The 11,010-nt window shown below is 71.3% G+C and carries 16 protein-coding genes; 7 read left to right on the forward strand and 9 right to left on the reverse strand.

Going from position 1 to position 11,010, the window contains the following annotated elements; genetic code table 11:
* Nucleotides 1–169 precede the first annotated feature (169 nt).
* Nucleotides 170–388, forward strand: a complete 219-nt coding sequence (locus AB0K67_RS36300; protein ID WP_364069193.1) for a DUF5957 family protein — start codon at nucleotides 170–172, stop codon at nucleotides 386–388.
* Entirely contained in the window at nucleotides 385–1,902 is a 1,518-nt protein-coding gene (locus tag AB0K67_RS36305; RefSeq protein ID WP_364069195.1) for a multicopper oxidase family protein, read from the forward strand. Before AB0K67_RS36300 ends, AB0K67_RS36305 begins: the two co-directional genes overlap by 4 nt.
* 41 nt (nucleotides 1,903–1,943) lie before the next feature.
* On the opposite strand, the gene AB0K67_RS36310 is transcribed toward AB0K67_RS36305, so the two are convergent.
* Together AB0K67_RS36310 and AB0K67_RS36315 are read right to left on the reverse strand one after the other, a co-directional pair.
* Nucleotides 1,944–2,300: a cupin domain-containing protein gene (locus AB0K67_RS36310; protein WP_364069197.1), complete on the reverse strand. Its 357-nt coding sequence runs from the start codon at nucleotides 2,298–2,300 to the stop codon at nucleotides 1,944–1,946.
* A gap of 52 nt (nucleotides 2,301–2,352) precedes the next feature.
* Complete coding sequence (locus AB0K67_RS36315) at nucleotides 2,353–2,817, reverse strand: hypothetical protein (RefSeq protein WP_364069199.1); 465 nt, start codon at nucleotides 2,815–2,817, stop codon at nucleotides 2,353–2,355.
* A gap of 471 nt (nucleotides 2,818–3,288) precedes the next feature.
* On the opposite strand from AB0K67_RS36315, the gene AB0K67_RS36320 reads away from it, so the two are divergent.
* Nucleotides 3,289–3,465: a hypothetical protein gene (locus AB0K67_RS36320; RefSeq protein ID WP_364069201.1), complete on the forward strand. Its 177-nt coding sequence runs from the start codon at nucleotides 3,289–3,291 to the stop codon at nucleotides 3,463–3,465.
* A gap of 108 nt (nucleotides 3,466–3,573) precedes the next feature.
* Here AB0K67_RS36320 and AB0K67_RS36325 read toward each other — a convergent pair whose 3' ends face one another.
* From AB0K67_RS36325 to AB0K67_RS36340, 4 genes are all read right to left on the reverse strand, one after another.
* Nucleotides 3,574–4,071 carry a hypothetical protein gene (locus AB0K67_RS36325; protein ID WP_364069203.1) on the reverse strand — a complete coding sequence of 166 codons (498 nt, stop codon included), beginning with the start codon at nucleotides 4,069–4,071 and terminating at the stop codon, nucleotides 3,574–3,576.
* 90 nt (nucleotides 4,072–4,161) lie between these two features.
* Complete coding sequence (locus AB0K67_RS36330; RefSeq protein ID WP_364069205.1) at nucleotides 4,162–4,530, reverse strand: DoxX family protein; 369 nt, start codon at nucleotides 4,528–4,530, stop codon at nucleotides 4,162–4,164.
* On the reverse strand, nucleotides 4,527–5,303 hold the full coding sequence (locus tag AB0K67_RS36335) for an SDR family oxidoreductase (protein WP_364069207.1): 777 nt from the start codon (nucleotides 5,301–5,303) through the stop codon (nucleotides 4,527–4,529). The genes AB0K67_RS36330 and AB0K67_RS36335 overlap by 4 nt, the downstream gene beginning before the upstream one ends.
* 76 nt (nucleotides 5,304–5,379) lie before the next feature.
* The gene (locus AB0K67_RS36340) at nucleotides 5,380–5,520 is read right to left on the reverse strand and encodes a hypothetical protein (RefSeq protein WP_364069209.1); all 141 of its coding nucleotides are present in this window, start codon (nucleotides 5,518–5,520) and stop codon (nucleotides 5,380–5,382) included.
* 90 nt (nucleotides 5,521–5,610) lie between these two features.
* Between AB0K67_RS36340 and AB0K67_RS36345 the strand changes: the two genes are divergently transcribed.
* Nucleotides 5,611–6,111: a SigE family RNA polymerase sigma factor gene (locus AB0K67_RS36345; RefSeq protein ID WP_364069211.1), complete on the forward strand. Its 501-nt coding sequence runs from the start codon at nucleotides 5,611–5,613 to the stop codon at nucleotides 6,109–6,111.
* Nucleotides 6,108–7,229, forward strand: a complete 1,122-nt coding sequence (locus AB0K67_RS36350) for a hypothetical protein (protein WP_364069213.1) — start codon at nucleotides 6,108–6,110, stop codon at nucleotides 7,227–7,229. Before AB0K67_RS36345 ends, AB0K67_RS36350 begins: the two co-directional genes overlap by 4 nt.
* On the opposite strand, the gene AB0K67_RS36355 is transcribed toward AB0K67_RS36350, so the two are convergent.
* On the reverse strand, nucleotides 7,175–7,663 hold the full coding sequence (locus AB0K67_RS36355; RefSeq protein ID WP_364069215.1) for a hypothetical protein: 489 nt from the start codon (nucleotides 7,661–7,663) through the stop codon (nucleotides 7,175–7,177). The two genes, AB0K67_RS36350 and AB0K67_RS36355, sit on opposite strands and share 55 nt — an antisense overlap.
* 392 nt (nucleotides 7,664–8,055) lie before the next feature.
* Here AB0K67_RS36355 and AB0K67_RS36360 point away from each other — a divergent pair, with 392 nt between their 5' ends.
* Nucleotides 8,056–8,730 carry a DNA alkylation repair protein gene (locus AB0K67_RS36360; protein WP_364069217.1) on the forward strand — a complete coding sequence of 225 codons (675 nt, stop codon included), beginning with the start codon at nucleotides 8,056–8,058 and terminating at the stop codon, nucleotides 8,728–8,730.
* 470 nt (nucleotides 8,731–9,200) lie between these two features.
* Here the strand turns inward: AB0K67_RS36360 and AB0K67_RS36365 are convergent, their stop codons facing one another.
* Both AB0K67_RS36365 and AB0K67_RS36370 read right to left on the reverse strand, forming a co-directional pair.
* Entirely contained in the window at nucleotides 9,201–9,545 is a 345-nt protein-coding gene (locus AB0K67_RS36365; RefSeq protein WP_364069219.1) for a VOC family protein, read from the reverse strand.
* Between the two features lie 16 nt (nucleotides 9,546–9,561).
* Complete coding sequence (locus AB0K67_RS36370; RefSeq protein ID WP_364069494.1) at nucleotides 9,562–10,305, reverse strand: response regulator transcription factor; 744 nt, start codon at nucleotides 10,303–10,305, stop codon at nucleotides 9,562–9,564.
* Between the two features lie 467 nt (nucleotides 10,306–10,772).
* On the opposite strand from AB0K67_RS36370, the gene AB0K67_RS36375 reads away from it, so the two are divergent.
* Complete coding sequence (locus AB0K67_RS36375; protein ID WP_364069221.1) at nucleotides 10,773–11,006, forward strand: acyl carrier protein; 234 nt, start codon at nucleotides 10,773–10,775, stop codon at nucleotides 11,004–11,006.
* Nucleotides 11,007–11,010: the final 4 nt, after the last annotated feature.

Consider the following 11,010-nt stretch of genomic DNA (forward strand, 5'->3'; position numbering starts at 1 on the left):
AGTCGTCAGAAGTTGACACTTGATGTCGTCGAAAATCACCTCATGGCGCCGCACGTCATCCCCCAGAAGTCGACGCCGATCGACGACCGTGCGCCGATGTGCGCGGCACCCCCGCCTGCCTAAGGTCGTCGCCGTCCATGACTTACGGAAAGCAGAAGGGACACACGACATGCGCACCCTCGGCGTCGCCATCCTCGGCCTGTTCGTCGGACTGGCGGCCGGATTCCTGCTGTTCAGCGAGCTGGTGGCCAGGCTCGTCGTGCACGACGGCACGGTGGACCCGCCCTGGGCCTTCGTGATCGGGTTCGGCCCGCAGGTCCTCGCGGTGGCGGGCGCGGTGGTCGCCGTCGTCATCGATCGGCGCAGGGGCGGGGGTGAGGCGCGATGACGCTCTCGCGCCGGGAACTGCTGCGGATGGCCGCGGGCGGGCTGGTGCTCGCGCCGTTAACGGCCGCCTGCTCGGGCATCGTGGTCAGCGGCGGGGCCAACGTCGAGACCGAGTCCAGCGCGGGCGCCCTGCTGCGCAGCAAGGCGAAGCTGCCCGCGCCGTTCACGCTGCCGTTCCGGGTGCCGCCGGTGCTGCGGCCGGCCCGCAGCGACGGCGACACCGACCATTACGAGATCACCCAGCGGGCGGCGCAGGTGGAGATCCTGCCGGGGCTGCGCACGGAGGTGTGGGGGTACAACGGCATCTTCCCCGGGCCCACGATCGTCTCGCGGCGCGGGCGGCGCACCGTCGTACGGCACCGCAACGAGCTGCCCGTCCCCGTCGTCGTGCACCTGCACGGCGGCCGCACACCGCCGGAGAGCGACGGCTACCCCACCGACCTGGTCAAAGCCTCCGGCGGGACCAAGGAGTACGCCTACCCGCTCGACCAGCCCGCCGCCACGCTCTGGTACCACGACCACCGCATGGACTTCACCGGGCCGCAGGTCTATCGCGGCCTGGCCGGGCTCCACCTGCACCACGACGACGAGGAGGAGGCGCTGCCGCTCCCGCGCGGCGACCGCGACGTCCCCCTGATGATCACCGACCGGGCGTTCGACGAGGACGGCTCGTTCAGCTACCCCTCTGTGGACCCCTCGCTCCAGGGGAAGCCGGGCGTGACCGGCGACTTCATGAGCGGCGTGCTCGGCGACTGCGTGCTGGTGAACGGCGTGCCCTGGCCGGTCATGGAGGTCACCGCGGCCCGCTACCGCTTCCGCGTGCTCAACGCCTCCAACGCCCGGCGCTACCTGCTCGCGCTCGACCCGCCGCCGCCGGACGGCGCCGCGTTCACGCAGATCGGCAGCGACCAGGGCCTGCTCGCCGCCCCGGTCGGCCACGACGAGCTGCAGATCGCCCAGGCCGAACGCTTCGACGTGATCGTCGACTTCTCCCGCTACCCGATCGGCACGCAGGTCACGCTGCGCAACAAGCTCGGCAAGGACGGCACCGGCGACGTCATGCGGTTCATCGTCGCGCGCAGGGGCAGCGACGACAGCCGCATCCCGGACCGGCTCGCCGACATCCGGCCGCTGTCACGGTCGGACGCCGTGGCCGAGCGGGAGTTCACCTTCGAACGCGGCGGCGCCGAGCACGACGGGGTGACATTGTGGACGGTGAACGGCACGCCGTTCAGCCCCGACACCATCGCCGCCACGCCCAGGCTCGGCACGGTGGAGCTGTGGAAGCTGCGCGCCCAGAACGTGCCGCACCCGATCCACATCCACCTCGCGCCGTTCCAGGTGCTCGACCCCGGCCCGTACGCCGGCGGCTGGAAGGACACCGTCGACCTGCGCAGCGGCGACCAGGCCGAGGTGCTGGTGAAGTTCGACGGCTACCGGGGCAAGTACGTCTTCCACTGCCACAACCTGGAGCACGAGGACATGATGATGATGGCCAACTTCGACGTGCGTTGAGGCGGGGCCGCCCGGCCGCTGCCGGGCGGCCCCGCCTCCCGCTAGCGGTTGCCGTACTGCTCGGTCTCCGGACGCTCGATCATCAACGCGTGCGCCGGCTGCTCGGCCACCGGGCGGTGCCGCACGCCCTTCGGCACCACGAACAGCTCGCCGCCGGACAGCGTCACCGGGTCGCGCCCCTCCATCTCGATGCGGAAGGAACCGTCCCAGCACAGGAACAGCTCGTCCTCGTCGTGCTCGTGCCAGGGGAACTCGCCCTCGAACCTGGCGATCCGCACCACGGTGTCGTTGGCGGCGGCGAGGTCGCGCGGCTGGAAGGGGCCGGGCAGCGTGGCGGCGACCTTCTCGATCGACACGGGCTCGATCGACACGGGCTCGATCGACACGGGCTCCGTCATGACGTTCATCCTCCGGATGACATCGAACGATCAACAGAGCCACCCAGGATATTCACCGCAGCCGCCACCGAGGTTTGAACACCGACAGCGTCGTCGCGGCCAGCAGCATGACGATCTGCGTGCTCAGCGCCGCGACCTGCCCCCACTGGCGGGAGGCCGCGACCTGCCGCGCGCCCTCGGTGGCCGCGGCCATCCCCTCGGGGTCGAACACGAAGATGCCCACCCCGATGACGGCCAGGAGCAGCACCAGCTTGATCGCCACCCAGTAGTAGCGCAGCAGTCCCCAGTGGCTGCCCAGGCCCAGTGCGACGCCGGTGATGAACGCGGTCATGCTCAGCGGCACGCCGCCCGCGAAGATCATGAAGGGCATCAGCCGGTACGCCGTGTGCGCCAGCGCCAGGTCCTCGGTCAGCGTGGCGACCGTGTTGAGCACCACCAGCCCCCACACCTCCCCGGCCAGCGCGACCGAGACGACGATGTGAACGACCAGCAGGGTCTTACGGATGCGCGGTGCCATTGCTCTCGCCTCACCTCTGTCATCGGCATGTGCGGCCATCGTCGCGGCTTCGCATCCGCGCGGCGTCCGCCCATGGATGGCGCTCCCGGTACGCCGTGAGGTGTAGGCGAGGCGTCAGGCGGAGGGCCCAGCAGAGGACCCGCGGAGGACGCCGCAGAGGACGCCGCGGAGGACGCCGCGGAGGACGCCGCCGACGACTCCGAGGGGGACTCCACGCCGCCCGCGATGATCTCGACGGCGCGCCGGCCCGCCGCCAGGACCTCCCCGGGCGAGGCGCCGTGCTGCTGCGCGACGAGGCCGGCCACGCCCATGGCGCCCCAGAAGCCGCCGACCACGGCGGCCGCCGTGATGAGGTCGAGCCGGTCGGGGTAGGTCCGGTGCAGCGCCTCGGCGAGGCGCGGCTGCTGGTCGAACATCAGCGACAGCCCGCGTGCGCGCAGCGCCGGCTCGGACAGCAGCAGCCGCGAACGCGTGGTGGACAGGGCGACGTCCAGCTCGTCGTCGGCGGCGAACCCCTGCACGAGCAGGTCGTGGAGCCGGAGCAGCAGCGTCCAGCGGCTCGCCGGGCTCGCGCTCCGCGATCGCCGCGACGAGCCGGTCCAGGCGGTCCTCCGCCTGCAGGAAGAGCGGCTCCCGGTCACCTGGTGACACGACCGCGTCCCGGCACGCGCGAGGCGTACCGGGAGGTCGCACGGAGTCTTGAGCGAGGCCGCGCGCGGGGTCCGGCCCCGGCGGGCCGGCCGCTGCGCGCCGGGTTCAGCGGGCGGACCGGCCGCCGCGGAGCCTGCGCCACACCTGGGCGCACCAGGCGACCACGCCGACGGCCGCGCCGCTGCCGAGACCGATCATCATCGCGATCCCGCTGGTGTACACGCGGAGCGCGAGCTCCCGCCAGGCGGGGTCGAAGCCGGCGGCGAAGGCGACCGCGCTCTCCGGCGGGCTGTGGCCGAGCGAGGGCCCGACGTCCCAGAGAACCTGGTGGACGATCAGCAGCGACAGGCCGTACAGGGCTCCCAGCACGAGGAAGTCCAGGAACGGCCGGCGCGTGCCGCGTACCAGCGCGACCACCACCCACGCCGCGAACGGCGCGAGCGCGAGCACGTAGTACAGCAGCGAGCTCTCCGGGGCGACGATGCCCAGGTCGGCGAGTACGGTGCGGGGCAGCCCGGCCGCGACCAGCGCCAGCATGAGCCCCACCGGCATGTCGGTGGCGGGGAAGCGGCGGGCGGTGGAGTTGAGGATGTCAGCGGTCATGGCCCGAGTGTGTTCCCGGACCGAGGGCCGGGACATCGGCTCCGGGGCGCGCCCTCCGCCGCGCTCTCTACACCCTGCGGTGTATCCCCGTCACGTCTGCACGGCGTAGACGCCGAAACCGATCACGGCCACGCACGCCGCGGCCGCGAACAGCGGCACGTTGACCGCCACGGACAGGTACTCGCGCCGCCGGAGATGCAGCCGCATCGCCAGCACCATGATCACCGCGAGGCCGGCGGCGGCCAGCGGGGTGAGCGCCGACGCGATGCCTGTGGCGGCCGGCAGCACCACGCCCGCCGCGCCGGCCGCCTCCGCGAGCGCGATCAGCCGGACCGACCGCACCGAGTAGCCGCTCAGCGCCTCGGGCAGGGCGTCGGGGGCCCGGACGACCTTCAGGAGCGCGGAGACCAGGAAGATCGCCGCCAGCGTGCCCTGGACCGCCCAGAGGAAGGCGTTCACAAGCCGGCCGCGGACACGCCGCCGTCGATGGTGAAGACCGCGCCGGTGGTGTAGGCGGAGCGGTCGGAGGCGAGGAACGCGACCAGGTCGGCGACCTCGCGGGGGAGCGCGGCACGGCCCAGCGGGAACATGGCGGTCAGCTCGGTGTGCCGCGACTCGTCGCCGAAGCGGGCGCGGGCCTGGGCCTTCATCAGGGTCTGGATGCGTTCGGTCGCGACCGGACCCGGGTTGACGCCGACGACGCGGATCCCGTCGGCGAGGCTGCGCCCGCCCAAGGCCTTCGTGAACGTCATCAGCGCGGCGTTGCCGGTACTGCCGGCGATGTAGTTGGCGTCGTAGCCCTCGCCGGACGCGCCGATGTTGTTGATGATCACACCGTGGCCGCGCTCCTTCATCCGCGCGTACAGGTGGCGGGTCAGGTTGATGTAGCCGTACACCTTCAGCTCCCAGCCGTGCCGCCACGCCTGCTCGTCCACCGCGTGCAGCGGGCCGCCGGGGATGTCGCCGGCGTTGTTGACCAGGATGTCCGGCACCTCGACCGTCGTCGCGAACCGGTCGAGGTCGTCGCCGCGCCGCAGGTCCACGACGTGGGCGCGGGCGTCCACCCCGTGCTCGTCCGTCAGTCTGGCGGCCAGCTTCTCCAGGTCGGGGCCGCTGCGGGCGGCCAGGTCGAGGTCGCAGCCCTCCTCGGCGAGCACCTCGGCGATGGCCGCGCCGATGCCGCGCGACGCACCCGTGATGAGGGCACGCTTGCCCCGCAGATGCAGGTCCATGTCGTCCACCTTTCGGGAACCGTCAGTTTCGACAAGCATTGACGAAACTAGCGGTTCCGTCAACTGGGCGGCATGATCACGGATCGCCGTGACCCACGCCCCCGCCGGAGCGGGCGCGGAAGGCGCGGAACGCGGCGTCCGGATGCTCGGAACGGGAGGCGTAGGCGGCGGCGATGCGGTCGTACGTCGCGGTGGCCCGTGCGGTGAGATCGTCCATCACGCGAGTATCCGCCGGGCACGCCATGCTTCAACAGTTCGGACCTCCCGGCCGTCTACCCCGTGACGGTACGAGGAAAGGCAGAAGTCATTGGACGACGAGCCCCGCTTCGAGGACTTCGTGGCGGAACGAGCCGACGCGCTCCTGCGCTACGGCTACCTGATCAGCGGCGACCCGCACGACGCGGCCGACCTGACGCAGGAGGCGCTCATCCGGCTGCATCAGGCGTGGCCCCGCGTACGCCGCAAACACGCCCCGGAGAGCTACACCAAGATGATCATGGTGCGGCTGCACATCAGCACGTGGCGGTTGCGCAGGCGCGAACGGCCCGGCTGGGCGCTGCCCGAGGTCGCGGGCTTCGACGCACCGCCGTCCGACAGCGACGAGGGCCTGTGGGAGGCGCTCGCCACACTGCCCCGCAAACAGCGGGCCGTGCTGGTGCTGCGCTACTACGAGGACCTGTCCGACGCCGACATCGCCGCCGTGCTCGGCATCTCGCGCGGCACCGTACGCAGCCACGCCTCGCTCGGCCTGGCCAAGCTCCGTTCCATGCTGCCCAGCACCTCAGAGATCAACGGGAGCCCCGCATGACCGACCCCCTGGAGTCCCGCCTGCGCGCCGCGCTGGGCCGCGCCGCCACCCGCGCGCCGCAGGCCCCGCCGAGGTTCTCGGCCGAGCTGGTGGCCAGGTCCCGGCGGCGCAGGATGCGCAAGAACGCGGTGCTGGCCGGCGTCTGCGTCGCCGCCATCGCCGCGCCCGTCACGATGCTGATCGCGGGCGGCGGCGATCCCGGCTACGTCGCCGCCGTCGTCGCGTCCACCCCGGCCCCGCCCAGCGAGCCGGCCCCCATCGGCGAGCGCCTGACGATCGAGAACCCCTCAGAGCGGCGCCCCATCTCGTTCTGGTACGCCAGGACGGCGAACGGCGACACCGTCCTGTGCCACCAGCGGCTGTCGCGGACGGGAGCGAGCGTGGAATCCTGCGGCGACCGGCCGGTGGACGGCGAGCAGGCCACCGAGCAGGGCGACACCAGGACGTTCCCGCCCCCCGCCACGGGCGAGGTGCTGCACTTCGGCAGCGCGGGAGCCGAGGTCGCCCGGGTCACGGCCGTACTGAAGGAAGGAGAGCGCGTCACCGGCACGCTCGCCACACCCCGGGGCGCCCCGCAGGCCGTCTGGACCGTGACCGTCCCCGCGGACGAGCCGGTCACGGCGATCGAGTTCGCCGGCCGCGACGGCAAGACGATCAAGCGGATCGCGCCACGGCCGCTGACGGTGCCCGAGGCGACGGCCAAGCCGGTCGGCGACACGGTGAGGATGCCCGCCAAGCTCGAGGCCGGCCTCTACGAGACCCCCGGCAGGACGCTGATCTGGAAGCTCGGCGGGCAGGCCGTGGGCCTGCACCACCTGGACGGCGCGCGGACGCCGCTCGGCATGGGCGGCGACCGCAGGAACGCGGAGCTGCGCGAGCACGGCAAGCGCTGGTTCGGCATCACCGGCGAGGAGACCGCCCGCGTCGCGCTGGTCTTCGCGGACGGCACGTCGGTCAGCGCCGCCACCAGACCGGATCCGTGGAAGCTCGGCGGCTTGCGGATGTTCGCGGGGACGCAGGAGCGCACCGGCGACCTGTACGCCGAGGGCTTCACGATCGTCGGCTACGGCGAGGACGGCGCCGAGCTCTGGCGTGAGAAGCACGATCCCGCGCGCTGAACGCCCCGGGCCGGCGGGCCGGGCCATCCGAGCGCTCCGGCGGGGAGGACGAGGCTCACCGTGGTCCCCTCACCGCGTACGGCGTTCACGCTCAGCCCGCCGCCCAGCCGCGCGGCCTCGGCCCGGCGCGCCTCGCACGTCTCGGCCGCCGTTCCCTGCCCGTCGTCGCTCACCGTCAACCGCAACCCGCCGGAGCCCACGGTGAGCGCGACGCAGACCGCACGGGCGCGCCCCTGCCGCTCCACCTCGTCCAACACATCGCCGATCACGCCGTGCACGAGACCGTCCACCCGGCTCGGAAGGGCCCGGCCGGGCAGGGCCCACACCTCCACCGCGACCCCGGTCCGCGACGACCACTCCGCCAGCCGCTCCTCCAGCGCAGCCGCCCGGCTGACCGGCTCGGTTCCCTTGACCACGTGTCTCACTCCGATCATCGTCCGCGAGGAGACCGGGCGGCTTGCTCACCACGCGGCTCCATGGCCAAGATCATCCCACCGATTCGCACGTTCCGTTTCCACCCCAGGCTGACACGGTCACCTGATCCCGTTCGCAGCCCGCTGAACCTCTCAGACCTTGAGAGCGCGCCTCGGCGAAAACGCGGCGACCGGATCAGCGACGCGTCCACGCCATGTTGACGGTCTCGGCCGCGACCACTTCGACGGCAGGCGGAGCGCCGCCCTCACGCTCTTCGTGACGATCACCGGGATGGGATGGAAGGCGGCCGTCCGGACGGTGAGAACCGCCCCGTGATCGTCTCTCGACACTCTGCCGTCCGACCGCGCCTTTTGGCCGCGCTCGACCAGCCCCGGCTCGTAAGGTAGGCGGCGTGACGACTGGCACGGTGGACGAGCTGCGCGCCGCGCTGGCAGGGGCTTCGGTGCCCGAGTTGCGGCGCAGGACGGAACGGCTCTGGCGGGAGTGGCAGGACCGGCCGGGCGAGCTGCTGGAGGCGCTCGTGGCGCTGTGGGAGCCGGACGGCGAACGTGAGGTGCGCATGGGCGCCGCCATGCTGCTGGGCGCGGTGGCGGTGGCGGAACGGGCGGCCCTGGAGGTCATGACCACGACCTGTGCCGATGACGCCGACTGGCGGGTGCAGGAGGCGCTGGCCAAGGGGCTCGACTGGCACTGCGCGCTGCGGGGCTGGGCGGAGAGCGTGCCGCTGCTGGAGTCGTGGCTGACGCACGGGCATCCGAACGTGCGCAGGGCGGCGGCCGAAGGACCTCGGGTGTGGACCGCCCGCCCTCACTTCAAGGACCGTCCCGATGAGGCGTTGCGGCTGCTCGGTCTGGTGCGCGCCGATGACAGCGCGTACGTGCGCAAGTCGGCCGCCAATGCGATCAGCGACATCAGCAAGAAGCATCCTGAGCTGGTGCTGGCCACGCTCTCCGGCTGGACGGACACCACCTCGGCCGGCGCGTGGACGATCAAGCACGCCTGCCGGCACCTCACCAAGTCCCACCCCGGCGAAACCGCCGAGATCCTGGCCGGACTCGGAGGATGACCGCGAGTCGGGACCACGGGCCGGCCCGCGGTCAACGCTCGAATCGAGCGACCGTCACCGCACCTTTTTCGCGTGCCGCCGGATGTGCTCCTGCGCGGCGGCGATCACCGAGGCGTGCCGGGCCGCCGTGCTCGCCTGCGCGAACGGACGCCCGGGATGGACCCGCGCCGGCTGCTCCTCGCAGGTCGCCCTCGGCCAACGCCTTCGAATGCCGCTCCGGCCTCGCGCCAGGCGCCCACCGCCGCCGCGCCACGACACCGGCCCCGCCCGCGCTGCCCGGCCCGCGGCGCTTCTCGCGCGACTGCCGCGCACGCACGGCCCCGCACTATGACCGAGCGTATTCGACAACTCAGAGCCGCGATCCGGGCGAATCCACCCCTGAGGTCGAATTGCGCGAAGAAAGACAGCGCTTTCCGCCATGCAGATCCCGGAAAATCATCCGATTTTCGATGGTTCTTCGGTAATAACGGTCAGCCTACGCAGAACTCGTTGCCCTCCGGGTCGCGCATCACCGTCCAGGTGAGTTCGTCCATGCGGCGCGTCGCGACTGCCGTGGCTCCCAGCTCGCGCAGCCGCCGGATCTCGGCTTCGGGGTCGGAAGCGGCCAGGTCGAGGTGGAGACGGTTCTTGGCGATCTTGCGTTCGGGCACCTTCACGAGGATGAGGTGCGGGTCCTGTCCGCCGGGGCCCGGCGTGAGCCGGGCCGAGCGCTCGTCGGCGTGGGTGATGCCGTAGCCCATGGCCGCGCTCCAGAAGCGGGCCAGGCGCGGTGGGCTCTCGCAGTCGATCACGATGTTGTGCACGGACAAGGCCATCGCACCACCCCGGACGTCAGCTCTGCCGGACGCCGTTGAGCACCAGGCGTTTGCGCTGTGCGGTGGGGGAGCGGTCATACTCCATGTGGCCGCACATCATGCGGTGATGTAAGCCATGCTCGTGCGCGAAGATGACCAGCTGGACCCGGTCGCGCACGTTGAGCTTGGTGCACAGGCTTCGCACGTGCGACTTCACCGTGCTCTCGCTGACCCGCAGCATCCGGGCGATCTCGTCGTTCCGTAAGCCCCGGAGCACCAGCCCGAGGACCTCACGCTCCCGGGGTGTCAGGCTCTCGACCTCCGGCAGCGCCTGGGGAGGCCGGGCCTGGGTGCGGCTGAACTCGGCGACCAGCCGCGTCAGGCCATGACTGGTCAGCACCGCCTCGCCGGCCCGGACACGGTGGATCGCCGAGATGAGCTGTTCAGGTCCGATGTCCTTGAGGAGGAAGCCGCGGGCGCCGAGGCGGAGCGCGCGGAAGAGATCCTCATCCGGGTCGGTCGGGCCGAACATCAGGACCTTGACGCCCGGGACGCCGCCAGGGCCGCAGATCTCGGCTGTGGCCTGAAAGCCGTCCATCTTGGGCATCAGCGTGTCCATGAGCACCACGTCGGGCCGCAGCTGCCGGCACAGCCGGACCGCATCGAGGCCGTCGACGGCTTCCGCGACCACCTTGATGCCGGTGCGTTCGCAGAAGGCGGTGCGCAGCCCGATGTGGATCACCGGTTGGTCGTCGGCCACCACCAGTCTGATGACGCTCATCAGCACACCGCGGGTGAAGTAGCGCCTGTAGGGTCGATCATGATCATTTCGGCTCCCCCAGTGAATGATCGATACAGGGTCTGTGATAGCAGCCCACCCGTTCGCGCATCATCGCGTCCAATTGACCACATCTGCTCCAGAAGCGTCAAACAGTCGTATATCTGGAGATTGACGGCGATAGTTACTTTTCGTCATTCGCATAGTTGCTCCGGCACGTCACCGGTGGAAAAGCGGCCTCTCCCGTTGCCCGATGGGCGACGAACGCCTCAGCCAAGAGACACGCCGGCGAAGCGGGCATCGTCCGGCGGACGAGTACGGGGTGTCCGAAAGGCGAGGGCCACTTCAGCGGCTCGGTTGAAGACGGGCCGTGCCGTCCTTTCCTAGGCTGACCGCGCCATGGAGATGGTCACGCCGTCACCGGCACAAGGACCATCGCGGGTAAAGGCGGGAAAGGCCAGGTGGTCGCCATGAACGTCGAGATCGTCACGCAACTGATGGCCGCAGTGGGAGCGGACGTGACACCGGAGCAGTTCGACCGGACGTTCGAGTCGCTGAACATCGACTCGCTGGCCAGGGCGGAGATCTCCGCAAGGGCCGAAGAGCGGTACGGGGTCGTCATCGAGGACCGGTTGACCGCCGACACCACGCCGGCCCAGCTCGGTGCACTGCTCGGTGAGCACGCACCCGCCGAGAAGGGCTGAGGGG

The sequence above is a fragment of the Nonomuraea sp. NPDC052634 genome (assembly GCF_040678535.1).
GTDB lineage: Bacteria > Actinomycetota > Actinomycetes > Streptosporangiales > Streptosporangiaceae > Nonomuraea > Nonomuraea fastidiosa.